18 protein-coding genes, 2 tRNA genes, 2 other RNA genes and 1 pseudogene are annotated in these 23,005 nt (G+C 56.0%); 12 read left to right on the forward strand and 11 right to left on the reverse strand.

The genetic code is table 11. From position 1 onward, the window contains the following. The first annotated feature begins 514 nt into the window (after positions 1-514). The 4 genes from csgD to csgG are packed head-to-tail and all read left to right on the forward strand — an operon-like array spanning position 515 to position 2,856. On the forward strand, positions 515-1,165 hold the full coding sequence (csgD, locus tag I6L58_RS04145; RefSeq protein ID WP_058609168.1) for a biofilm master transcriptional regulator CsgD: 651 nt from the start codon (positions 515-517) through the stop codon (positions 1,163-1,165). 4 nt (positions 1,166-1,169) lie between these two features. Then, positions 1,170-1,559, forward strand: a complete 390-nt coding sequence (gene csgE, locus I6L58_RS04150) for a curli production assembly/transport protein CsgE (protein WP_006174628.1) — start codon at positions 1,170-1,172, stop codon at positions 1,557-1,559. 23 nt (positions 1,560-1,582) lie between these two features. Beyond that, on the forward strand, positions 1,583-1,996 hold the full coding sequence (csgF, locus tag I6L58_RS04155) for a curli production assembly/transport protein CsgF (protein WP_042319506.1): 414 nt from the start codon (positions 1,583-1,585) through the stop codon (positions 1,994-1,996). Between the two features lie 26 nt (positions 1,997-2,022). Beyond that, complete coding sequence (gene csgG / locus I6L58_RS04160; RefSeq protein ID WP_042319504.1) at positions 2,023-2,856, forward strand: curli production assembly/transport protein CsgG; 834 nt, start codon at positions 2,023-2,025, stop codon at positions 2,854-2,856. 44 nt (positions 2,857-2,900) lie between these two features. Here the strand turns inward: csgG and I6L58_RS04165 are convergent, their stop codons facing one another. From I6L58_RS04165 to ghrA, 4 genes are all read right to left on the reverse strand, one after another. Beyond that, the gene (locus I6L58_RS04165) at positions 2,901-3,383 is read right to left on the reverse strand and encodes a DUF1097 domain-containing protein (protein WP_072208775.1); all 483 of its coding nucleotides are present in this window, start codon (positions 3,381-3,383) and stop codon (positions 2,901-2,903) included. Between the two features lie 96 nt (positions 3,384-3,479). Further along, a complete protein-coding gene (locus tag I6L58_RS04170) occupies positions 3,480-4,034 on the reverse strand; it encodes a TorD/DmsD family molecular chaperone (RefSeq protein ID WP_088207522.1) in 555 nt (184 codons plus the stop codon). A 20-nt stretch (positions 4,035-4,054) separates the two neighbouring features. Continuing rightward, on the reverse strand, positions 4,055-4,792 hold the full coding sequence (locus I6L58_RS04175; RefSeq protein ID WP_006174623.1) for a phosphatase: 738 nt from the start codon (positions 4,790-4,792) through the stop codon (positions 4,055-4,057). Positions 4,793-4,876: 84 nt separating this feature from the next. Continuing rightward, a complete protein-coding gene (gene ghrA, locus I6L58_RS04180; protein ID WP_088207523.1) occupies positions 4,877-5,815 on the reverse strand; it encodes a glyoxylate/hydroxypyruvate reductase GhrA in 939 nt (312 codons plus the stop codon). Positions 5,816-6,047: 232 nt separating this feature from the next. On the opposite strand from ghrA, the gene I6L58_RS04185 reads away from it, so the two are divergent. The 3 genes from I6L58_RS04185 to I6L58_RS23110 all read left to right on the forward strand — a co-directional run bounded on the left by I6L58_RS04185 (position 6,048) and on the right by I6L58_RS23110 (position 6,809). After that, positions 6,048-6,135: transfer RNA gene (locus I6L58_RS04185), tRNA-Ser, on the forward strand. A 355-nt stretch (positions 6,136-6,490) separates the two neighbouring features. Next, positions 6,491-6,628: non-coding RNA, RtT sRNA (locus I6L58_RS04190), on the forward strand. A 43-nt stretch (positions 6,629-6,671) separates the two neighbouring features. After that, a non-coding RNA gene (locus I6L58_RS23110) (RtT sRNA) lies at positions 6,672-6,809 on the forward strand. A gap of 294 nt (positions 6,810-7,103) precedes the next feature. Here the strand turns inward: I6L58_RS23110 and I6L58_RS04195 are convergent. Beyond that, on the reverse strand, positions 7,104-8,009 hold the full coding sequence (locus I6L58_RS04195; protein WP_006174620.1) for a LysR family transcriptional regulator: 906 nt from the start codon (positions 8,007-8,009) through the stop codon (positions 7,104-7,106). A 110-nt stretch (positions 8,010-8,119) separates the two neighbouring features. Between I6L58_RS04195 and I6L58_RS04200 the strand changes: the two genes are divergently transcribed. From I6L58_RS04200 to I6L58_RS04210, 3 genes are all read left to right on the forward strand, one after another. Next, a complete protein-coding gene (locus I6L58_RS04200) occupies positions 8,120-8,989 on the forward strand; it encodes a pirin family protein (RefSeq protein WP_088207524.1) in 870 nt (289 codons plus the stop codon). 11 nt (positions 8,990-9,000) lie between these two features. Next, positions 9,001-9,678, forward strand: coding sequence for an isochorismatase family protein (locus I6L58_RS04205; RefSeq protein WP_058609174.1), 678 nt, complete (start codon positions 9,001-9,003; stop codon positions 9,676-9,678). 136 nt (positions 9,679-9,814) lie between these two features. Then, positions 9,815-9,902 (forward strand) — tRNA-Ser (locus I6L58_RS04210). Positions 9,903-10,446: 544 nt separating this feature from the next. On the opposite strand, the gene phoH is transcribed toward I6L58_RS04210, so the two are convergent. The 4 genes from phoH to efeU all read right to left on the reverse strand — a co-directional run bounded on the left by phoH (position 10,447) and on the right by efeU (position 15,028). Beyond that, positions 10,447-11,235 (reverse strand): phosphate starvation-inducible protein PhoH, encoded by a 789-nt coding sequence (phoH, locus tag I6L58_RS04215; RefSeq protein WP_006174616.1) that lies wholly within the window; start codon positions 11,233-11,235, stop codon positions 10,447-10,449. A 499-nt stretch (positions 11,236-11,734) separates the two neighbouring features. Further along, on the reverse strand, positions 11,735-13,018 hold the full coding sequence (gene efeB, locus I6L58_RS04220; RefSeq protein WP_006174615.1) for an iron uptake transporter deferrochelatase/peroxidase subunit: 1,284 nt from the start codon (positions 13,016-13,018) through the stop codon (positions 11,735-11,737). A gap of 5 nt (positions 13,019-13,023) precedes the next feature. After that, positions 13,024-14,151 (reverse strand): iron uptake system protein EfeO, encoded by a 1,128-nt coding sequence (efeO, locus tag I6L58_RS04225; RefSeq protein ID WP_088207525.1) that lies wholly within the window; start codon positions 14,149-14,151, stop codon positions 13,024-13,026. A 43-nt stretch (positions 14,152-14,194) separates the two neighbouring features. Next, on the reverse strand, positions 14,195-15,028 hold the full coding sequence (efeU, locus tag I6L58_RS04230) for an iron uptake transporter permease EfeU (RefSeq protein WP_088207526.1): 834 nt from the start codon (positions 15,026-15,028) through the stop codon (positions 14,195-14,197). Positions 15,029-15,279: 251 nt separating this feature from the next. On the opposite strand from efeU, the gene I6L58_RS04235 reads away from it, so the two are divergent. Continuing rightward, a complete protein-coding gene (locus tag I6L58_RS04235; protein ID WP_088207908.1) occupies positions 15,280-16,464 on the forward strand; it encodes a NupC/NupG family nucleoside CNT transporter in 1,185 nt (394 codons plus the stop codon). 87 nt (positions 16,465-16,551) lie between these two features. Here the strand turns inward: I6L58_RS04235 and I6L58_RS04240 are convergent, their stop codons facing one another. Both I6L58_RS04240 and putP read right to left on the reverse strand, forming a co-directional pair. Continuing rightward, complete coding sequence (locus I6L58_RS04240; protein WP_088207528.1) at positions 16,552-16,971, reverse strand: DUF3574 domain-containing protein; 420 nt, start codon at positions 16,969-16,971, stop codon at positions 16,552-16,554. A 116-nt stretch (positions 16,972-17,087) separates the two neighbouring features. Beyond that, a pseudogene (putP, locus tag I6L58_RS04245) lies at positions 17,088-18,595 on the reverse strand (sodium/proline symporter PutP). A gap of 423 nt (positions 18,596-19,018) precedes the next feature. Here putP and putA point away from each other — a divergent pair. Beyond that, positions 19,019-22,981 (forward strand): trifunctional transcriptional regulator/proline dehydrogenase/L-glutamate gamma-semialdehyde dehydrogenase, encoded by a 3,963-nt coding sequence (gene putA, locus I6L58_RS04250; RefSeq protein WP_088207529.1) that lies wholly within the window; start codon positions 19,019-19,021, stop codon positions 22,979-22,981. Positions 22,982-23,005 lie beyond the last annotated feature (24 nt).

The raw sequence follows: 23,005 nt of genomic DNA on the forward strand, positions 1-23,005 counted from the left end.
ACACCGGAGAACGCGCGGCCGGGCCTTATCCAGAGCCTGTTTACCGTTTCGCTTAACAACATCTTGTTCATGCCGTGACACAAAGCGTGTTTTCTTAAGATGATTCCCAAGGATTTTTCAGGCGTAGATTTTTTTGCTGAGTCATACCTTAACAGCAGAGAGCAACAATAAATATATCGCATTAAAATCATAGCGATACATTTATTTGTATGATTTTTAAAAACTGTCCATAATTATTACTCTGTACAACTTTCCTATCAAATCCTCACAATTCTCCGCCTGGAATTTCACAAATTAATATTTATTTTTACATCTTGTTACATCATTAACACTTGCTTTAAAATTCGTAATAGCTAGATTGAAATCAGAAGTAAGCAATTCGTTTTATATTTACCTCCTGCTGGAGGTTATGGTCTGATTTTACACACAGCAGTGCAACATCTGTCAGTACTTCTGGTGCCCTCTTTTAATTAAGAGGGCAGCTGCCAGGTGTCCTAAAAAGTGGGGTTTCATCATGTTTAATGAAGTCCATAGTTTACAGGATCATACGTTACTGTTGATCACAAAGCCTTCTTTACAAGCGACCGCCTTATTACAGCATTTAAAGCAATCGCTCGCACTGAACGGAAAACTGCACAATATTCAACGCTCTTTTGATGATATTGCCTCAGGCAGCATCATTCTTCTCGATATGATGGAAGCGGATAAAAAGCTTATCCATTACTGGCAAGATAACTTAAGCAGGAAAAACAATAATATCCGTGTGCTGTTATTGAATACCCCTGATGAGTATCCGTTCAGAGACATTGAAAGCTGGCCGCATATCAATGGCGTTTTTTACGTCACTGAAGAGGAAGGCCGTGTCGTTGAAGGGTTGCAGGGGATATTGCGCGGTGAATGTTATTTTTCGCAGAAGCTTGCCAGCTATCTCATCACCCATTCCGGAAACTATCGCTACAACAGTTCAGAATCTGCCCTTCTTACTCACCGTGAGAAAGAGATCCTCAACAAGTTGCGCATAGGCGCCTCCAATATTGAAATCGCCCGTTCGTTATTTATCAGCGAAAATACGGTAAAGACGCATCTTTATAATCTTTTCAAGAAGATAGCCGTTAAAAACCGGACCCAGGCGGTATCATGGGCAAACGATAACCTCAGGCGTTAATAACATGAAACGCACGTTGAGTTGGATTGCCGCAGCGGGCATTCTGCTCGCTGCCGGGAACCTCCGGGCCGTAGAGGTTGAAGTTCCCGGGCTGTTAACTGACCACACCGTCTCGTCCGTCGGGCACAATTTTTACCGTGCTTTTAGCGATAAATGGGACACGTCGTATCCTGGAAATATCACGATTAACGAACGGCCCAGTGCACGATGGGGAAGCTGGATAACCATAACGGCCAATCAGGACGTTATTTACCAGACATTTTTATTCCCCACCAAAATAGACTTCGATAAAAACGTTGACTTAGCACTGGCACATACTGAAGACGCTATTAATCGCCTGCAAATAGATAAAGCGCTATTAAGCACCCGCGATTTAGCAAAAGACGAATTCTAGTCACCCAATATTCGGAGGCTGTCATGCGTATTGCATATGCAGTGGTTTCGTTAATGCTTATTACACCTGTAAGCTGGGCCGGGAATATGACGTTCCAGTTTCGTAACCCTAACTTTGGTGGCAACCCTAACAACGGGGCATTTCTGCTCAACGAAGCTCAGGCTCAAAACTCGTACAAAGACCCCAGCTATGAGGACTACAGCGTTGACACGCCCTCTGCGCTGGACAACTTCACCCAGGCGATTCAGTCACAGATTTTAGGCGGCTTACTCACCAATATTAATACCGGTAAACCCGGGCGAATGGTGACGAATGACTTTATTGTCGATATAGCCAATAAAGACGGACAGCTTCAGCTCAACGTGACGGATCGTAAAACGGGGAAAACATCCACCATTCAGGTGTCCGGTTTACAAAATAACGCCGCTGATTTCTAAACAACCACGAAATAAGGACAATGACCATGCAGCGCTTCCTGTTAATTGTTGCAGTGTGCTTATTAAGCGGATGTTTAACTGCTCCGCCAAAAGAAGGTGCAAAACCGACATTAATGCCTCGGGCCCAAAGCTATCGTGATTTAACGCATCTCCCGTCGCCTACCGGAAAGATATTCGTCTCGGTTTACAATATTCAGGATGAAACGGGACAGTTTAAGCCTTATCCGGCCAGTAACTTCTCTACGGCTGTGCCGCAAAGCGCCACCGCGATGCTGGTCACCGCTCTGAAGGATTCACGCTGGTTTATTCCGCTGGAACGTCAGGGGCTACAGAACCTGCTGAACGAGCGTAAAATCATTCGTGCCGCGCAGGAAAATGGCACCGTGGCGAATAACAACCGTATGCCGCTGCAATCGCTGGCGGCAGCCAACGTCATGATCGAAGGCTCGATTATCGGTTATGAAAGCAACGTTAAATCCGGCGGCGTGGGTGCGCGCTATTTTGGTATTGGGGCAGATACCCAGTATCAACTTGATCAAATAGCGGTGAACCTGCGCGTGGTCAACGTCAGTACCGGGGAAGTGCTGTCGTCGGTCACCACCAGCAAAACCATCCTCTCGTATGAGGTGCAGGCTGGGGTGTTCCGCTTCATCGACTACCAGCGCTTGCTTGAGGGTGAAATTGGCTATACCTCTAACGAACCGGTGATGATGTGTCTGATGTCCGCCATCGAAACGGGGGTTATCTTCCTGATTAACGACGGGATCGACCGCGGACTGTGGGATCTGCAGAACAAGGCCGAAGCGAAAAACCCGGTTCTGGTAAAATACCGCGAAATGTCCGTTCCGCCGGAATCCTGATCCGACGCGCATAAAAAAGGCGAGAACGTTATCTCGCCTTTTTTTTATTCACTGAGTGCCGTGGCGTTTTGCGTTCGCTCCCGCCGGGCAGCCAGCCAGAGGCCGCTGTTTTTCATCGCATAACCAAACAGTAAGCCCAGCACCAGCGATGGCACCACCAGCTGCCAGTCACCCTGCCCTGCAAAGGTTGCGCAGGCGCCCATAAAGGTACCCGGGACAAACGACAGCAGAAGATGTTTCGCCTGAACGCACATCAAAAAGGCCACCACGCCCGTCATGACATACCCCAGAATCTCAAGGTGAGGTGCCAGCGCGCTGCCCTTCATGATCACCATCGCCCAGACAACACCGCTCATCAACGTACAGCCTGAGATAAACAGCCCTTTCAGGCCGCCCTGAGGGCAGGCGAAATAGGCAGTGCAGCCCAGGAAACCGGCCCAGCTCAGCAAACCGAGAGACACGGCCACCCATCCCCACAGCCCGGAGAGAATGCCTGTTGTAAGTGCAATGCAGAGTAATATGTTCATGGCGCGCATATTAGCAGAAGCGCGCCATGAAAATGCGATCATGAGCACATTATGTGCAAGATGAAATGTATCGTTGCAGAATTTATGTGATTCAGATCACTCTTCGTTCTCTTCTTCCAGTTCATCCCACATTGCGGCAATAGCGTCACGGGTCAGCGGGGCCAGCGTTCGCCAGAAAGGAGACATCGCGTGTGCTTCCACTTTGCCGAGGAAGGTGCCACACCACGGCAGCAGGTAATCTTCAAACAGGGTCTGGATGGCGTCATTTTCATCGTCGCCCGCATGATCTTCAATCCAGGAGGCCGCCAGCAGCAGCGTCCCGATGTGGTCGGCCGGGGTATCCGTCAGCGGCATACCGCGCTCGGATAAAAAGGCGCGCACTTCCGCTTCCGTTGCGCCTTCCTGCCACGCAGAGCGATACGGCGAAACGCGACACTCGTCGCCCACAAACAGGGCATTGAAGTCGGTTGAAATCTGCTGCATATCGCAGCTCTTCTGCAGCCGCTCCAGTAACGCATCCTGTTCCAGCGGCCAGTTCTGCGCCAGCTTCCCTTCACGAATCAGCGTGAAGAGCGGAACCAGCAGCGGATCCTGCGGCTGACGATAATAGAGCGTACCCAGCACGCGGCAGAGGATGGAAAACTCATTCATTTTTTTATTCCGTTACGTAATTAAAGGTCGACAAATTCATCGATCGGCGCCATTCCGCGCGATTCCAGAAAATCAAGCATGCGGCGCGGGGTGACATTCAGGATCCGCTCCTCCGGGAACCCAACGTCATTCAGCACCTTCAGGCACTCGCTGAAATCGCCGAGGGTAAACGCCGTGTGTGAATCGGATCCCAGGGCTACCATGCCGCCAGCATCCCGTACCGCCGCAGCAATGTTGCGGCAGTTAGCTTCACTGCCCTTGCGGGAGTGAACGAAAGAGGAGTTGTTTATCTCCAGCGCCACGCGGTGTTTCGCCGCAGCCTGCGCAACCGCCTCGATATCAACAGGGTACTTCGGGTTTCCCGGATGGCTGATGATATGCACATTGCCGCTGGCAATGGTGGCAATCATCGCCGCGGTATTGGTCTCTTTGTCCTGCGGCGCAAAAACCGGCTCATGGAAGCCGGCAATAATTAAATCCAGCGAGGTCAGCATCGGGCCGGTGCAGTCAATTTCACCGTCGGTATTCTTAATGTTCGCTTCGATGCCGCGCAGTATCCCGACGCCATCCACCAGGCGTGGCCAGATACGCATATTCACGAAGTGCCAGTAGTGCGGTGCATCAGCCATATCAGGACCGTGATCGGTAATGGCAAACAGCTTGATGCCTTTACGCTTTGCTTGCGCGATGTAGTCATGAAGGGTGCTGTAGGCGTGAGTGCTGGCGACGGTGTGCATATGCAGGTCAACGGGATACATCTTTCTCTCCTCGGCTATTTTTTCAAAGGATAGCAGTTATCAGCGGCGAATATTAGCAAAAACCCGGCCAACGCCGGGTTACTGTCAGTATCCACGCTGTCTGTCGACCTGCCCGGTGACGGTTTTTCCTTTTTCAATCTCGCTGATGGTGTGGGAAATGTACGCCACGGCTTCGGCAGGCCGTGTGACCGCCGCGATGTGCGGCGTCATCGCCACCCGCGGGTGCGCCCACAGCGGGCTTTCTTCTGGCAACGGTTCACGGCTGTAGACATCGAGCATTGCACCTTTCAGCTTACCGCTGTCCAGAGCTTTAATCAGATCGGCTTCCACAAGGTGAACGCCGCGCGCGAGATTCATGACGTAGCTCTGGTCTGCCAGCTGGTTCAGCAGTTCGCCGTTGATGATGCCCACGGTTTCAGCAGTATTTGGCAACAGGTTTATTAACACGCGGGTGTCTTTCAGAAACGCTGGCAGCTCCTGTGTTCCTGCAAAGCTGGCTATACCCGGATAATCCTTGCGGCTGCGGCTCCAGCAGCGCAGCGGGAACCCCCATGGGGCAAGGGCTTCGGCCACTTTCGATCCCAGTACGCCCGCCCCGAGAAGACCAATCGTGAAGTTTTCCCGGGGGTACTCAGGCAGCGGCTCCCAGCGGGCCTGCTGTTTCAACGCCTGATAGTCATCAAAACGGCGGAACCAGTGCAGCACCTGGCTAACTGCATACTCCTGCATTTGCTGACCCATGCCGGTGTCTTCCAGGCGGAACAGCGGAATATGTTCCGGCAGCATTTCCGGGTGGGCTTTCAGTTTACTGAGGATCGAATCCACGCCAGCGCCCAGGGCAAATACGGCTTTCAGCTCGCGGCCCTGCAGCATTTCTACCGGCGGGTGCCAGACCAGCGCATAGTCAGCATGATCGTTATGGCCGCGTTTCCACTCACGTACCCGCGCACCCGGCAGCGCCGCTGAAAGTGCATTAATCCAGTAAGCCGTATCAAAAGTGGGGTGATAGAAAATAATATCCATAGTCATTCCTGCCTTTTATTGCGCTGTTTTATTTTCATTTTCAACTGGATTGCCAGCATAACAAATTTCATCGTCATCCGCGTTGCTGATAAAAAAGACGGTTTCCGTGCATTTAGGAATCAGGTTGTCTGAAGTTTGTCTAAACGCACGACATTACTGAAAAAGTGAGTTGACGGCAGTTCGGCTTTTCCTTACATTAGCGCCCGTCCCGACAACAACGGGATGACAATATGGTGAGGTGTCCGAGTGGCTGAAGGAGCACGCCTGGAAAGTGTGTATACGGCAACGTATCGGGGGTTCGAATCCCCCCCTCACCGCCATATTTAAAGAAGAGCTCGCATGAAAATGCGGGCTTTTTTTTGCATGTTGCACACCACCGGGGGGATGAGAACCCCCGACCGGGGTTCGACAACGGGCGAGCGTAGCGAGTCAATCCCCCCCTCACCGCCATATTTAAGAAAGAGCTCGTACGAAAGTACGGGCTTTTTTTTGCATGTTGCACACTACCGGGGGGATGAGAACCCCCGACCGGGGTTCGACAACGGGCGGCGGCCCGTTGGACAGACTGGGCGCGCAGCGAACAGGCTGCCCGCAGGGCGAGCGCAGCGAGTCAATCCCCCCCTCACCGCCATATTTAAAGAAGAGCCCGCATGAAAATGTGGGCTTTTTTTTTGCATATTGCACACCACCGGGGGGATGAGAACCCCCGACCGGGGTTCGACAACGGGCGGCAGCCCGTTGGACAGACTGGGCGCGTAGCGAACAGGCTGCCCGAAGGGCGAGCGCAGCGAGTCAATCCCCCCCTCGCCGTCATATTTGAAGAAGAGTTCGCATGAAAATGCGGGCTTTTTTTTGCATGTTGCACACTACCGGGGGGATGAGAACTCCCGACCGTGGTTCGACAACGGGCGGCAGCCCGTTGGACAGACTGGGCGCGTAGCGAACAGGCTGCCCGAAGGGCGAGCGCAGCGAGTCAATCCCCCCCTCACCGTCATATTTGAAGAAGAGTTCGCATGAAAATGCGGGCTTTTTTTTGCATGTTGCACACTACCGGGGGGATGAGAACTCCCGACCGTGGTTCGACAACGGGCGGCAGCCCGTTGGACAGACTGGGCGCGCAGCGAACAGGCTGCCCGCAGGGCGAGCGCAGCGAGTCAATCCCCCCCTCACCGCCATATTTAAAGAAGAGCTCGTACGAAAGTACGGGCTTTTTTTTTGCATGTTGAACTTTACCCTTGTGCGGTCTGGGCCCCTCACCCTAGCCCTCTCCCCAGGGGAGAGGGAATTATTACTCCTCCACCATACGTGCATACTCTTCGGTGAGAAAATCCACCAGCGTTCTGACGGATGGCAACAGCCCGCGCCGGGACGGATAAACCGCGTGGATCACTTCCCGTCTTGGTTCCCAGTCTTCCAGTACCCGAACGAGTTCACCGGAGGCAAGTTGCTCTTTCACCATCAAAATCGGCAATTGCACTACGCCCACACCCGCCATCGCCGCTTCGCGTAGCGCCAGCATGTCGGTGGTAATAAAGCGCGGCGTGAAATGGATCTCCGCTTTTGCGCCCTGCGGACCGCAGAGATCCCATTTATGTACCTGTTTACCGGCTCCCATGCTTAAGCCCGGCCAGTCGCTCAGCGCCGAGGGGGTAAGCGGTGCGCCCAGGCGTTCAACCAGCTGCCGCCCCGCCACCAGACAATGTCCCCTGTCGGCCAGCACCCTTAGAACCAGATCGCTGTCATCAAACGGACGCGGCCGCACGCGGATCGCCACATCAATCCCCTCGGCTACCGGATCGACCCGCCGATTGGTTGCCTCCAGCTGCAGATTGATGCCGGGATAGCGCGCCAGAAAGCGTGCCAGCATTGGCCCTACGTGGACATGCAGCAACGTAACCGGACAGGTGATCCTGACGATACCGCGCGGTTCGGCCTGCAGCGCAGCCACGGCCTCCTCTGCCGCCTCCGCTTCCACCAGCATTGCCTTACAGTGCTGATAGAACGTCTGCCCGACCTCCGTCACCGTAAACTGCCGCGTGGTACGCTGAATTAAGCGCACGCCAAGCCGCTCCTCCAGCTGAGCTATCCGGCGGCTCAGTTTCGATTTAGGCTCATCAAGCGCCCGCCCCGCTGCCGCAAATCCTCCGTGCTCGACCACTTTCACAAACCAGGCTAAATCGTTGAGATCCTGCATACCCTCTCCATCGTTCCACAAACGGAACAGTGAGTGTCATTTTCACGCTCTACCGGAATATTAGACCTGAATATAAGCTAATTACATCAACAGAACATCAGGAGTTCATCATGAAACAGGTCACAGGCGTTTATACCGCACCGCGACAGCACTGGGTCGGCGACGGTTTTCCGGTTCGCTCGATGTTTTCTTATCAGACGCACGGTGAACCGCTCAGCCCGTTCCTGCTTTTGGACTACGCCGGTCCCTTTGCCTTCCCGGCTGACGGGGCAAAACGCGGCGTTGGTCAGCATCCTCATCGTGGATTTGAAACGGTCACCATTGTCTATTCCGGCGAAGTGGAGCATCGCGATTCGACGGGACAAGCCGGCGTGATTGGACCGGGCGATGTGCAGTGGATGACGGCAGGCTCGGGCATTTTGCACGAAGAGTTTCACTCCAGCGCGTTCTCACAAAAAGGAGGGGAACTCAAAATGATGCAGCTGTGGGTCAACCTGCCTGCGAAAGACAAAATGGCCGCACCCGGCTATCAAAGCATCACCAAAGAGACGATCCCGGTGGTGACGCTGCCGGACGACAGTGGAACGCTGCGGGTGATCGCAGGCCGCTACGGCGAGACTGACGGCCCGGCCCGGACGTTCTCCCCGCTGAACGTCTGGGATATGACGTTGAATCAGGGAAGCCACCACACCTTCCATCAGCCCGAAGGCTGGAGCACAGCGCTTGTGGTGCTGGAAGGAAGCGTCACGGTGAACGGCACCGCCCAGGCGGGTGAAGCGCAGCTGGTGGTGCTCAGCCAGCAAGGTGACACCGTCCACCTGGAAGCCAACAGCGATACCAAAGTGCTGCTGATGGCGGGCGAACCGCTGAACGAGCCGATCGTCGGTTACGGCCCGTTTGTGATGAACAGTAAAACCGAAATCGCAGAAGCTATCCGTGATTTCAACTCAGGCCGTTTTGGCCAGATCCTCTCGTCATAAAGGAGAAGAACATGTCTACACCTGCAAATTTTAACGGTTCCCGCCCGGTCATTGATGCGAATGATGCGGTCATGCTGCTTATCGATCATCAGAGCGGGCTGTTCCAGACCGTTGGCGACATGCCTATGCCGGAACTGCGCGCCCGTGCGGCAGCACTGGCAAAAATCGCAACGCTTGCGCAGATCCCGGTGATTACCACTGCATCCGTTCCGCAGGGGCCAAACGGACCGCTGATCCCGGAGATCCACGCCAACGCGCCGCACGCCCAGTACGTAGCCCGAAAAGGTGAGATTAACGCCTGGGATAACCCGGAGTTTGTGGCGGCGGTAAAAGCCACCGGGCGTAAAACGCTGATTATTGCCGGGACCATCACCAGCGTCTGCATGGCGTTCCCATCCATCAGCGCGGTGGCGGACGGCTATAAAGTGTTTGCGGTGATTGATGCCTCTGGCACCTACAGCAAAATGGCGCAGGAGATCACCCTGGCCCGTGTGGTTCAGGCGGGCGTTGTGCCAATGGATACCGCTGCCGTGGCCTCCGAGATCCAGCGGACATGGAATCGTGAAGACGCTGCACAGTGGGCTGAGGTTTATACGCATATCTTCCCGGCCTATCAGCTGTTGATCGAAAGCTACGGTAAGGCGCAGGAAGTCGTGAAAAACGGCGAAATGCTCGATTCACAGCGTTAATACCCGGTGCTGCAACCTAAGCTGATTAAGGCTTAACCGAACAAGCACAAATACAGAAAATCTGCTTGACCGTTTTAGCGCAACTCCCTATAGTAGCGCCCCGTTGCCCCCAAGCGGTCAGGCAGCAAAACAATATGGTGAGGTGTCCGAGTGGCTGAAGGAGCACGCCTGGAAAGTGTGTATACGGCAACGTATCGGGGGTTCGAATCCCCCCCTCACCGCCATATTTAAAGAAGAGCTCGTACGAAAGTACGGGCTTTTTTTGCATGTTGCACACCACCGGGGGGATGAGAACTCCCGACCGGGGTTCGACAACGGGCGGCAGCCCGTTGGACAGACTGGGCGCGCAGCGAACAGGCTGCCCGAAGGGCGAGCGCAGCGAGTCAATCCCCCCTCACCGCCATATTTAAAGAAGAGCTCGTACGAAAGTACGGGCTTTTTTTTCGCATGTTGCACACCAACGGGGGGATGAGAACCCCCGACCGGGGTTCGACAACGGGCGAGCGCAGCGAGTCAATCCCCCCCTCACCGCCATATTTAAGAAAGAGCTCGCATGAAAATGCGGGCTTTTTTTTGCATGTTGCACTTCACCCTTGTGCGGTCTGGGCCCCTCACCCTAACCCTCTCCCCAAGGGAGAGGGAAAACGTCCTAACCTTTGGTAAAACCGCACCGGCCCCGTAGGCCGGGTAAGCGCAGCGCCACCCGGCGCAACAAACTGCACAAAAAAACAAAGCCCGGTTCCCCGGGCCTTGAACACAACACGTCACTCAGTAGTACGCCTGCAGCGTTCGCTGGCACAGCGCCGAACGCACGCAGTCATCTTTGGTAAAGCGTACCACCCCAATCATCTCGTCTTCTTCAAAACGAGCCATGGCGTCACTCAGGCCGGACTTGACGCCCGACGGCAGGTCGCACTGGGTGATATCGCCATTGACGATGACCGTCACGTTCTCCCCGAGGCGCGTTAAAAACATCTTCATTTGCGCAGCGGTCACGTTCTGAGCCTCGTCAAGGATCACGACCGCATTTTCAAATGTACGTCCGCGCATATAGGCGAACGGCGCGATTTCCACCTTGCCAATCTCTGGCCGCAGGCAGTACTGCATAAAGGATGCGCCCAGTCGCTTCACCAGCACGTCATAGACGGGCCTGAAGTAGGGAGCAAACTTCTCTGAGATATCTCCGGGTAAGAAACCGAGATCTTCATCAGCCTGCAGTACCGGACGGGTGACAATAATTCTGTCCACGTCCTTATGGATCAGCGCCTCTGCCGCTTTGGCCGCGCTAATCCAGGTTTTCCCGCATCCGGCTTCACCGGTTGCAAAGATGAGCTGTTTACTCTCGATAGCATTCAGGTAGTGCGCCTGAGCTTCATTCCGCGCCACAATTGGGGAAGTATCACGGCAGTCCCGCGCCATGCCAATTGCTTCTACGCCACTCATCTGCACAAGCGAGGTGACCGACTCTTCTTCACGCTGTTTATGACTACGTGAATCCCGTCTCAGCACACGTTTTGCTTCGCGACGAGCTTTGATCACTGCTTTTTGTCTTCCCATGGATAGCACCTTGAGTTGTTGGTATTCATCACACGCGCCAGCGTCGGCACGATTATGCGCACAAACATCAGAGGGTTGGCTTCCTTGTAAGCCATTGCTTGCTTTGCCGGATGACGACACAAAACGGCTACGCGCACCATTTTGCACGTCGGTAGTAAGAGGGTGTTGCGTTGAGGGGGATAAATCTGTAGTGAAAAGATCGCTGCCGGAGTCAGAGCCTCCGCGCCGGGTGCTGCGGGTGTTACGTTTACCTTGTCCAGTACAGGACGCTACCATTCGCGATCTCCATAGTGAATCAGTTTCACTGCCGGGAACTACCGCTGTCTTATCTTAAGTACATCAGGGATTATCATAAATGCAACATTTATTTTACCATAATGCAACTTTTAAGACTGTACCTGCAGTGGATTCAGTCTCATATAGAAATATTACAGAAAAATAACAACAAGATAGTCATCGCGAAAAATAATGTCCCTGCGAACAATCGCAGGGACGATTATCAGGCTTCGATCAGCCCCTGACCGAGATAGGCATCTGGCGTGCGCGGTCCAGGCAGAGCAAAGAAATAGCCACCGCCGATAGGTTTAATGTACTCCTCCAGCGCTTCGCCGTTGAGCCGCTTCTGCACGGTCAGGAAGCCTTTCTCAAGGTCGTGCTGGTAGCAGACAAACAGCAGCCCCATATCGAGCTGGCCGGCATTTGTCACGCCCAGGGAGTAACTGTAGCCACGGCGCATCATCAGGCTGGACTGTGTTTCTGGCGTGCGCGGATTGGCGAGCCGGATATGGCTATCCAGCGCAATCACGTCCCCTTGCGGGTCGCGGGCATAGTCGGGCACGTCATGCTCGTTCTTCATGCCGAGCGGCGCGCCGCTTTGCTTATCGCGACCGAAGATCGTCTGCTGTTCTTTAAGCGGCGTGCGATCCCAGAACTCGACGTGGAACTGAATGATCCGCACCGCCTGATAGCTGCCGCCCACAGCCCATGCCGGTTCCCCCTGGTTGGCGGTCACCCAGACCACCTCGTTCATCAGCGTGGCATCGCTGCTGTCCGGGTTGGCCGTGCCATCCTTAAAGCCCAGCAGGTTGACCGGCGTCTCTTTTCCTTTACTGCGGGCAGCGTGGTCAGAGATAAACCCTTCCCGCTTCCAGCGCACGCTCAGCAGGTCCGGCGTGTGCTTAATAATGTCCCGCAGGGCGTGGATCACCGTGTCCTGCGTATTGGCGCAGATCTGCAGCAGCAGATCGCCATGACAGAGGGCCGCGTCGAGGGAGTCGTTGGGAAAACGCGTCATCTTTTGCAGCGAAATGGGCTTTTGTTTGGTCAGCCCGTAACGTGCATCAAACAGCGATTCACCCAGCGATACGGTGATTGTCAGATTATCAGGGGCGATAAACGGCCCCAGAATACCGGAGTCCATCGGCGGCAGGCGCGGATTTGGCGTGTCCGGGGCTGGCCCACCCGCGGTGAGAAACGCGATACGTGCCGTCAGCAGGCGGAACAAACGCTCCAGGTCGGCTTTGTCACTTGCCAGTGAATCGAAAGCCACCAGCATCATGGAGGCCTGCTGCGGGGTCAAAATGCCCGACTGGTGCACGCCGTAAAAAGGCTGGGTCTCCATGCGGGCATCCGGTGACAGCGTGCCGGGGGCACTCTGCGGTTTTGCCGCATGTGCCACCGGACACCCTCCCGCCAGGGCAAGCGCGCCGCCGAGCGCCCCTACCCCTTTCAGTAACCGACGTCGCGACGGTTGTGCGACGTCATACTCGTCTTGCTTGTTCATTCTACTTAGTCCAGACCCAGCACGCCGCGCAGTTGAGCCAGATCTTCCGCCAGGGTGGTCACAGGGCCTTTCAGCGCGTTACGGTCAGCGTCGGTCAGTTTGTCGTAGGTTTCAAATCCGTCTTTGGTGCGGTACTTCGCCAGAATAGCGTCGACTTTCCTGAAATTAGCATCGACTTTCGCCAGCAGTTCGCCGTTCTCTTTCTGCAGCTGAGGACGCAGCAAATCAACAATCTTCTGCGCGCCGTCAACGTTCGCCTGGAAATCCCACAGGTCGGTGTGGCTGTAGCGATCTTCTTCACCGCTGATTTTGCTCGCCGCCACTTCTTCAATCAGGCCTGCTGCACCGCCCACCACTTTTGACGGTGGGAACGCCAGCTCGCTGATGCGTTTTTGCAGGTCCAGCACGTCGCTGTTCAACTGCTCCGCATATTTCTCCATCCCTTTGGTGGAGTTGTCGCCGAACAGAGCTTTTTCAAGGCGGTGGAAGCCGGTGAATTTAGGATCGGCTGCTTTCTGCTCGTAGTCATCTTCGCGGGCATCGATACTGCCGTCGAGGTCGGAGAACAGCTCGGCAATCGGTTCGATACGCTCATAGTGCTGGCGGGTTGGGGCATACAGGGATTTCGCTTTTTCGATATCTCCTGCTTTCACCGCGTCGATAAAGGCTTTTGTCCCGGCAACCAGATCCGCAGTCTCTTTCATGACATACGCTTTATACGCGGTGATGGCCTCACCCAGACTCAGCAGGGCATCCCCTTTGGCCGCGTCAGCAGTGGCTTCGCCCTTAACGATCAGTTTCCCTTTCGGGTTCGTCAACAGACCGCAGGTCATGTCATATTCACCCGGTTGCAGGTTAGCGGTCATCTTCTGGGTGAAGCCCGGCGCGATATTTTCGCGCTCTTCCACCACCATCACGCCTTTGAGGATCTCCCACTCCAGCGCCTTTTGACTGTGGTTTTGAATAATAAACTGGGTTTTACCGCTGTTAACCGTGATGGTCATCGGTTCACACTGCTTATCATTCACGGTGACTTTCACCTGCGGAATATCAGCGGCCTGCGCGGATAATGCAGACGCAAAGAGCGCCGCCATACCAACCTGTAACGCACTACGACGAAATTGAATTGCCATGACCTTTCCCATTTAAAAGTATGTTGTAACTAAATAATGCACTTCACGGCGCGATTTGCGACGGCTGAGTGCTGGGGCGCGAAGGCATAAAGAACAGCACCAGCGCCGGAATAAGGTAGAGGAAGTACACCGCCACTTCGCTGATGCTTGGCGTTTCCTGGTAGCCAAAAATGCCTTCCAGTAACGTTCCGGTCAGAGAATGGGTGGAGAGAATGCCGCTGAGGTTAAACGCCACGTCCTGGAAGTGATTCCACAGCCCGGCTTCATGGAAGGCGCGGATCGCCCCCGCCGCCAGCCCGGCCGCGACCAGCAGAATAAACAGGCTGGTCCATTTGAAAAACGCGCCCAGGTTAAGGCGGATGCCGCCCCAGTAGAGCAGAAAGCCGAGCACGACGGCGGTTGCCAGCCCGAGCATGGCACCCAGCGGCGGCCAGATGCCGACATCCTGCTGGAATGCCGCCAGCAGGAAGAAAACCGATTCCAGACCCTCGCGCGCGACGGCGAAAAAGACCATCGCGATCAGCGCCCAGCCGTGGTGATTGCCTTTTTGCAGTGCGTTGTCCACCGCCTGCTCCAGCTGCACCTTCACGTTGCGCGACACTTTGCGCATCCAGAACACCATCCAGGTGAGGATCACCACCGCAATCACTGCGACCAGCCCTTCAAACAGCTCCTGTTCCCGCTGCGGGAATTCGCCGGTAGTTTCGTTGATAAGAATGCCCAACCCCAGACAGAGCGCGGCCGCCAGAAAAACGCCCACCCACATCACGCCAATCCAGCGTCCGCGCTGGGTTCGCTTCAGATAACTGGCGATAAGGCTGACAATCAGGGCCGCTTCAAGGCCTTCACGTAACATAATGAGAAATGGAACAAACATGCCGACACCTTAAATGTTTATCGCGGTCAACTGATGCAAAGAAAGGTAAATTCTTTTGATAGTGATTATCATTACGGCGGAAAGAAAAACAAGCGAAATATGGGGCGTTTTGATGACGAGATGTAAACGGATCGCCGGGTAATAGTTAGCGTAGTTATAATTAAGTTTATAAGTTATAACGAAAATGCCCATTTACGGTTAATCGGCACTGTGGCTAAATGTCCGCCTCAAAAACCAACCGTAACCACACTATGTATAACATTATCCATTTCCTGCTGGCGCTGGTCATAATCCTCGCCCTTGCCTGGCTGGTGAGTTTCGATCGCCGCCAAATTCGTATTCGCTTTGTCTTACAGTTGATCGTTATTGAAATTGCGCTGGCCTTTTTTTTCCTGCACGCGCAAAGCGGCCTGTTTATTATTCGTTACGTCTCGGGATTCTTTGAATCCCTGCTGAAATTCGCGGCCGAAGGGACGAATTTTGTCTTCGGGGGGATGGGTGAAAAAGGGCTGGCGTTTATTTTCCTCGGCGTACTGTGCCCGATTATATTTATTTCGGCGCTGATTGGTATTCTCCAGCACTGGCGTATTCTGCCGATTTTTATTCGCGTAATCGGCACGCTGCTGTCAAAGCTGAACGGCATGGGCAAGCTGGAATCGTTTAACGCGGTAAGCTCGCTGATCCTCGGCCAGTCGGAAAACTTCATTGCTTACAAAGGCGTCCTGGGCGATCTCTCCTCGCGCCGTCTGTTTACGATGGCTGCCACCGCCATGTCGACCGTTTCCCTGTCGATTGTCGGCGCCTATATGACCATGCTCGACGCCAAATTTGTCGTTGCGGCGCTTATTCTCAATATGTTCAGCACCTTTATTATTCTCTCGATTATCAACCCGGCGCGCCCGGAAGCGGAATCAGAGATTAAGCTGGAAAAAATGCATGAATCGCAAAGCTTCTTTGAAATGCTCGGCGAATATATTCTGGCCGGGTTTAAAGTAGCGATGATTATTCTGGCGATGCTGATTGGCTTTATTGCGCTGATTAGCGCGGTCAACGCCCTCTTCTCCAGCGTATTTGGTATGAGCTTCCAGCAGATCCTGGGCTACGTCTTCTATCCGCTGGCGTGGCTTATTGGGATCCCGCTCCACGATGCCTTGCACGCCGGCAGCATTATGGCAACCAAACTGGTGGCGAACGAGTTTGTGGCGATGATTGAGCTGCAAAAAATTGCCCATCAGATGTCACCGCGCGGGCTGGGCATTTTATCCGTCTTCCTGGTGTCGTTCGCTAACTTTGCGTCTATCGGCATTGTCGCCGGAGCGATTAAAGGCCTTAACGAGCGTCAGGGCAACGTGGTCTCGCGCTTCGGTCTGCGTCTGGTGTATGGCGCAACGCTGGTGAGCCTGCTGTCGGCGAGTTTTGCGGGGCTGGTATTGTAAGAGGCTTTGCCGGGTGGCGCTTCGCTTGCACGGGCCTACGGGATTTGTAGGCCCGGTAAGGCGTAGCTGCCACCGGGCCTGGTTTTATTAAAACTGCACGCACACCGGCTGATCGACCCGCATCACCGACTCCTGCGCGAAGCGAGATTTATAGATCCCGCGCAACGCTTCGATATTCTTTTCGCTCTGCGCATCGTGAGCATGGATTAGCATCAGCGCTTTACTCGGCTCCCGCGCCACTTTTCCGTCGTTACCCAGCCACTGACCGCGCGCGTCAAACACCGTTAAGCCGTCGCGAAAACGTGGCGTCACGTCCTGATCGACAAACTGCTGCCACTCGTTGCCGGTGATCTGCGCGCCAGCAGGACGGTTTAAGCCGAAATAGAGCGTGGTCTGCTGCATCTGGTTATCTGCTTTGCAGGTCTCCACGGCTGTGCGTTGCGCGGGCGCGTTACAGCCTGCCAGCATCAGTAATGCCGCCACCATCAACCCTGTTTTAATTGTCATTGTTCGCTATCCTCATCGTTATAAGTGCAGCGATATCACCGTAACTCTGGAAAATTTGCAAGAAAAAAGCCGGGTGGCGCTAGCGCTTACCCGGCCTACGGTGTGACGTGGAAAAATTATTCTGCCTGCAGCTTAGACGGTGGTGCAGAGTGGTAATGCGCGTCCGCTTCAGCGAAGCGTTTTTGCATCGCAGCAGACGGTGCCTTGCCAAGCAGACTGAACACCACAATGCCGATGCTGCCGAAGATGAAGCCCGGAATGATTTCGTACAGGCCCAGCCACGCGAACTGTTTCCAGACGATGACGGTGACCGCACCGATAATCATCCCCGCCAGCGCGCCGTTGCGGGTCATGCGCGACCACAGTACCGAGAAGAGCACCACCGGACCAAAGGCCGCGCCGAAGCCTGCCCATGCGTAACTTACCAGCCCCAGCACGCGGTTTTCCGGGTTTGCCGCTAGCGCGATGGAGACCAGCGCCACCACCAGCACCATGAAACGCCCTACCCACACCAGCTCTTTCTGGCTCGCCCCTTTACGCAGGAACGCCTTGTAGAGGTCTTCGTGATTGCGCTGGAGCAGACCAGCAGCTGGCAGCTCAGGGTCGACATCACCGCCGCCAGAATCGCAGATAGCAGGATACCGGCAATCCACGGGTTAAAGAGGATCTGCGCCAGTTCAATGAACACACGCTCGGCGTTCTGGTTCACCGCCCCTGCCTGCGCCGGGTTGTTGTTGAAGTACGCAATCCCGAAGAAGCCGACCGCACATGCGCCAGCCAGACAGAGGATCATCCACGTCATACTGATGCGACGTGCATGGACGATGGTGTGGTGAGAATCCGCCGCCATAAAGCGCGCCAGGATATGCGGCTGACCAAAGTAGCCCAGACCCCAGCCCATCAGGGAGACGATGGCCACGAAGTTAAGCCCCTTCAGCATATCGACGTTTTCGATGCTCTTCTGCTTGATCACTTCCAGCGATTCGCCAAAACCGCCGACGGTGAAAATCACAATCACCGGCGTCAGGATCAGGGCGAAGATCATCAGGCTGGCCTGCACGGTATCCGTCCAGCTTACCGCCAGGAACCCGCCCACGAAGGTATAGATGATGGTTGCGGCGGCACCGGCCCACAGCGCGGTTTCATAGCTCATGCCGAAGGTGCTTTCGAACAGACGTGCACCGGCTACGATGCCGGAGGCGCAGTAGATGGTGAAGAACAGCAGGATCACCACCGCAGAGATAATACGCAGGATGCGGCTGTTGTCTTCGAAGCGGCCGGTGAAGTAGTCCGGCAGCGTCAGGGCGTTATTGTTGGCTTCGGTGTGGACGCGCAGGCGGCCCGCCACCAGCTTCCAGTTGATCCATGCGCCGACGGTCAGGCCGATGGCGATCCAGCTTTCTGAAATCCCGGAAATGAAAATCGCGCCCGGCAGCCCCATCAGCAGCCAGCCGCTCATATCGGAGGCACCCGCAGAGAGCGCGGTCACCATCGGGCCTAAGCTGCGGCCGCCCAGAATATAGTCGTCAAAGTTTTTCGTTGAACGCCATGCCAAAAACCCTATCAGGATCATGCCGAGGATATAAACGAGAAATGTCACCAGCATCGGTGTGCTAATTGCCATTCAAATTCTCCAAATTGTCGAGCGACAACCGTCCGGGTTGCCTTGTTATGTCATTACCGGAACGGGGTAATGAGTGTCTGTATTTCTGTTGGCCGCGCGTATCCTGCCGGAAGCAGTGCTCGCACACAAACGATTTAACACGGCATTTACATCAAATACATCCCAGGTTTGATACGTCTTTCCTATAGGTTGCACTCGCTCACGCTTTTACGGGTTGCACCTTTCAAAACTGTTAAGTTCCGCATGAAACCGCGCCACAGGCGACCTCGCCTTCGTCATTTTTTAGCTAACCAGTCATTAACAATTAAGCCATTTGCCAGCTTGCAGCACAGGTCACATTTAACACGGTTGCACAAAGTTGCAACATGGTGGATATTTCACGCTAACGATTGAACACGCTTACAGAACAACAGGAGTTTTGGCATGGGGATGACCACCATGGGGGTTAAGCTGGATGACGCTACCCGCGAACGGATTAAAACCGCGGCGACCCGCATTGACCGGACGCCGCACTGGCTAATCAAGCAGGCGATCTATAATTATCTCGAAAGGCTGGAGAGCGACGAAGGGCTGCCCGAGCTGCCTGCCCTGCTCGCCGGCGCAGCGAACGAAAGCGAAGAAACCGCCGCTGTTGTCGAAGAGACCCATCAGCCGTTCCTGGAGTTCGCCGAGCAGATCCTGCCGCAATCCGTCAGCCGCGCAGCCATTACCGGCGCTTACCGTCGGGCCGAAACCGACGCCGTGCCGATGCTGCTGGAGCAGGCCCGCCTGCCGCAGGACATTGCCGCTCAGGCGCACAGCCTGGCGTACCAGTTGGCCGACAAGCTGCGTAATCAAAAAAATGCCACCGGCCGCGCCGGGATGGTGCAAGGCCTGTTGCAGGAGTTTTCCCTCTCCTCTCAGGAAGGCGTGGCGCTGATGTGCCTGGCGGAAGCGCTGCTGCGTATTCCGGACAAAGCCACCCGCGATGCGCTGATCCGCGACAAAATCAGCAACGGCAACTGGCAGTCACACATTGGCCGCAGCCCGTCGCTGTTCGTTAACGCCGCCACCTGGGGGCTGCTGTTTACCGGCAGACTGGTGTCAACCCATAACGAAGCGAATCTTTCCCGCTCGCTGAACCGCATCATTGGCAAGAGCGGCGAGCCGCTGATCCGTAAAGGCGTGGACATGGCGATGCGCCTGATGGGCGAGCAGTTCGTCACCGGGGAAACCATTGCCGAAGCGCTGGCAAATGCCCGCAAGCTCGAGGACAAAGGCTTCCGCTACTCGTACGACATGCTGGGCGAAGCGGCGCTGACCGCCGCCGACGCACAGGCGTACATGGTCTCTTACCAGCAGGCGATCCACGCCATCGGTAAAGCCTCCAACGGGCGCGGCATTTATGAAGGGCCGGGCATCTCCATCAAGCTTTCTGCCCTGCACCCGCGCTACAGCCGCGCGCAGTATGACCGGGTGATGGAAGAGCTGTATCCGCGCCTGAAATCCCTGACCCTGCTGGCGCGTCAGTACGACATCGGGATTAACATCGACGCCGAAGAGGCCGACCGTCTGGAGATCTCCCTCGATCTGCTGGAAAAACTGTGCTTTGAACCAGAGCTGGCGGGCTGGAACGGGATTGGCTTTGTGATCCAGGCCTACCAGAAACGCTGCCCGTTCGTCATTGACTATCTGATTGATCTCGCCTCCCGCAGCCGTCGCCGCCTGATGATCCGTCTGGTGAAAGGCGCCTACTGGGACAGCGAAATCAAACGCGCGCAGATGGAAGGCCTGGAAGGTTATCCGGTCTACACCCGCAAGGTTTACACCGACGTCTCTTACCTCGCCTGTGCGAAAAAACTGCTCGGCGTGCCGAACCTGATCTACCCGCAGTTCGCCACCCACAACGCCCACACGCTGGCGGCAATCTACAGCCTGGCCGGGCAGAACTACTATCCGGGACAGTACGAGTTCCAGTGCCTGCACGGCATGGGCGAACCGCTGTACGAGCAGGTGACCGGCAAAGTGGCCGACGGCAAGCTGAACCGCCCGTGCCGAATTTATGCCCCGGTCGGGACGCATGAAACCCTCCTGGCCTACCTGGTGCGTCGTCTGCTGGAAAACGGCGCGAACACCTCCTTCGTCAACCGCATCGCCGACACTACGCTGCCGCTGGATGAACTGGTGGCCGATCCGGTGCTGGCCGTTGAAAAAATGGCGGCGCAGGAAGGTCAGGTTGGTCTGCCGCATCCGAAAATTGCCCTCCCGCGCGAACTGTACGGCGCAGGCCGTGTTAACTCCGCGGGCCTGGATCTGGCCAACGAACACCGTCTGGCATCCCTCTCCTCTGCCCTGCTCAACAGCGCGTTGCAGAAATGGCAGGCAAAACCGATTCTTGAGCACGCCGTCGACGACGGTGAAATGCAGCCGGTGATCAACCCGGCGGAGCCAAAAGATATCGTCGGCTACGCGCGTGAAGCCACGGAAGCGGAAGTGGAGCAGGCGCTGGAGAGCGCGGTGAACAACGCGCCAATCTGGTTCGCGACGCCGCCGCAGGAGCGTGCCGCCATTCTGGAACGCGCGGCGGTGCTGATGGAAGATCAGATGCAGCAGCTCATCGGCATTCTGGTGCGTGAAGCGGGTAAAACCTTCAGCAACGCCATCGCCGAAGTGCGCGAGGCGGTTGACTTCCTGCATTACTATGCCGGGCAGGTACGCGATGATTTCGACAATGAAACGCACCGTCCGCTTGGCCCGATTGTCTGTATCAGCCCGTGGAACTTCCCACTGGCGATCTTTACCGGCCAGATTGCTGCCGCTCTCGCCGCAGTCAACAGCGTGCTGGCGAAACCGGCCGAGCAAACGCCGCTGATTGCCGCCCAGGGTATCGCTATCCTGCGCGAAGCGGGCGTGCCTGCGGGCGTGGTCCAGCTGGTGCCGGGCCGCGGTGAAACGGTTGGGGCAAAACTGACCTCAGACAACCGCGTGCGCGGCGTGATGTTTACCGGCTCCACCGAGGTGGCGACGCTGCTGCAACGCAACATCGCCACGCGTCTGGATGCGCAAGGACGCCCTACGCCGCTGGTGGCGGAAACCGGCGGGATGAACGCCATGATCGTCGACTCCTCCGCGCTCACCGAGCAGGTGGTGGTTGACGTGCTGGCCTCGGCGTTTGACAGCGCAGGTCAGCGCTGCTCGGCCCTGCGCGTGCTGTGCCTGCAGGATGACATTGCCGACCATACGCTGAAAATGCTGCGCGGCGCGATGGCCGAATGCCGCATGGGCAACCCGGGACGCCTCACCACCGACATTGGGCCGGTGATTGACGCCGAGGCGAAAGAGAATATCGAGAACCACATTCAGACGATGCGTGCCAAAGGCCGCCCGGTGTTCCAGGCAGTGCGTGAGAACAGCGAAGACGCCCGCGAATGGCAGACCGGCACCTTTGTCCCGCCAACGCTGATTGAGCTGGCAAGCTTCGACGAGCTGAAAAAAGAGGTCTTCGGGCCAGTGCTGCACGTCGTGCGTTACAACCGAAACAACCTGAACGAGCTTATCGGGCAGATTAACGCCTCCGGCTATGGCCTGACGCTTGGCGTGCATACCCGCATCGATGAAACCATCGCTCAGGTTACCGGCAGCGCGAAAGTCGGCAACCTGTACGTCAACCGCAACATGGTGGGTGCAGTGGTGGGCGTGCAGCCGTTCGGCGGCGAAGGCCTGTCCGGCACCGGTCCGAAAGCGGGTGGACCGATGTACCTGTACCGTCTGCTGGCAAACCGTCCGGAAAATGCGCTGAGCGTTACCCTGGCGCGCCAGGATGCCGCCTACCCGGTAGATGCGCAGCTCAAGGCCGTGCTCACGCAGCCGCTGGACGCGCTCATCAAGTGGGCCGACAAGCGTCCGGAACTGCGCACCCTGGCGCAGCAGTACGGCGAGCTGGCGCAGGCTGGTACCCAGCGTCTGCTGCCGGGGCCGACCGGCGAGCGCAACACCTGGACGCTGATGCCGCGCGAGCGCGTACTGTGCATGGCCGATAACGAGCAGGACGCGCTGGTTCAGCTGGCCGCCGCTGCCGCCACGGGTTGTGAGGTGCTGTGGCCGGAAGACGCGCTGCACCGCGATCTCGCCAAGCAACTGCCGAAAGAGGTGGCCGCCCGCATTCACTTTGCGAAACCGGATGCGCTTCTCACCCAGCCGTTTGACGCGGTGATCTACCACGGCGACTCGGATCAGCTGCGCGAACTGTGCGAGCAGGTGGCGGCCCGCAGCGGGGCCATCGTGTCGGTGCAGGGCTTTGCCCGCGGTGAAACAAATCTGCTGCTGGAGCGTCTGTACGTTGAACGCTCGCTCAGCGTGAATACCGCCGCCGCAGGGGGCAACGCCAGCCTGATGACTATCGGCTAATTGTGTAAAATCCCCCGGTGGCAC

This window comes from Enterobacter cancerogenus, from assembly GCF_019047785.1.
In the GTDB taxonomy this organism is placed as follows: domain Bacteria; phylum Pseudomonadota; class Gammaproteobacteria; order Enterobacterales; family Enterobacteriaceae; genus Enterobacter; species Enterobacter cancerogenus.

Excerpts from the sequence above, each read along its gene's own strand:
- csgD (WP_058609168.1), top strand. The coding sequence starts at position 515 with ATGTTTAATGAAGTCCATAGTTTACAGGATCATACGTTACTGTTGATC.
- csgE (WP_006174628.1), top strand. The coding sequence starts at position 1,170 with ATGAAACGCACGTTGAGTTGGATTGCCGCAGCGGGCATTCTGCTCGCT.
- csgF (WP_042319506.1), top strand. The coding sequence starts at position 1,583 with ATGCGTATTGCATATGCAGTGGTTTCGTTAATGCTTATTACACCTGTA.
- csgG (WP_042319504.1), top strand. The coding sequence starts at position 2,023 with ATGCAGCGCTTCCTGTTAATTGTTGCAGTGTGCTTATTAAGCGGATGT.
- I6L58_RS04165 (WP_072208775.1), bottom strand. The coding sequence starts at position 3,383 with ATGAACATATTACTCTGCATTGCACTTACAACAGGCATTCTCTCCGGG.
- I6L58_RS04170 (WP_088207522.1), bottom strand. The coding sequence starts at position 4,034 with ATGAATGAGTTTTCCATCCTCTGCCGCGTGCTGGGTACGCTCTATTAT.
- I6L58_RS04175 (WP_006174623.1), bottom strand. The coding sequence starts at position 4,792 with ATGTATCCCGTTGACCTGCATATGCACACCGTCGCCAGCACTCACGCC.
- ghrA (WP_088207523.1), bottom strand. The coding sequence starts at position 5,815 with ATGGATATTATTTTCTATCACCCCACTTTTGATACGGCTTACTGGATT.
- I6L58_RS04195 (WP_006174620.1), bottom strand. The coding sequence starts at position 8,009 with ATGCAGGATCTCAACGATTTAGCCTGGTTTGTGAAAGTGGTCGAGCAC.
- I6L58_RS04200 (WP_088207524.1), top strand. The coding sequence starts at position 8,120 with ATGAAACAGGTCACAGGCGTTTATACCGCACCGCGACAGCACTGGGTC.
- I6L58_RS04205 (WP_058609174.1), top strand. The coding sequence starts at position 9,001 with ATGTCTACACCTGCAAATTTTAACGGTTCCCGCCCGGTCATTGATGCG.
- phoH (WP_006174616.1), bottom strand. The coding sequence starts at position 11,235 with ATGGGAAGACAAAAAGCAGTGATCAAAGCTCGTCGCGAAGCAAAACGT.
- efeB (WP_006174615.1), bottom strand. The coding sequence starts at position 13,018 with ATGAACAAGCAAGACGAGTATGACGTCGCACAACCGTCGCGACGTCGG.
- efeO (WP_088207525.1), bottom strand. The coding sequence starts at position 14,151 with ATGGCAATTCAATTTCGTCGTAGTGCGTTACAGGTTGGTATGGCGGCG.
- efeU (WP_088207526.1), bottom strand. The coding sequence starts at position 15,028 with ATGTTTGTTCCATTTCTCATTATGTTACGTGAAGGCCTTGAAGCGGCC.
- I6L58_RS04235 (WP_088207908.1), top strand. The coding sequence starts at position 15,280 with ATGTATAACATTATCCATTTCCTGCTGGCGCTGGTCATAATCCTCGCC.
- I6L58_RS04240 (WP_088207528.1), bottom strand. The coding sequence starts at position 16,971 with ATGACAATTAAAACAGGGTTGATGGTGGCGGCATTACTGATGCTGGCA.
- putA (WP_088207529.1), top strand. The coding sequence starts at position 19,019 with ATGGGGATGACCACCATGGGGGTTAAGCTGGATGACGCTACCCGCGAA.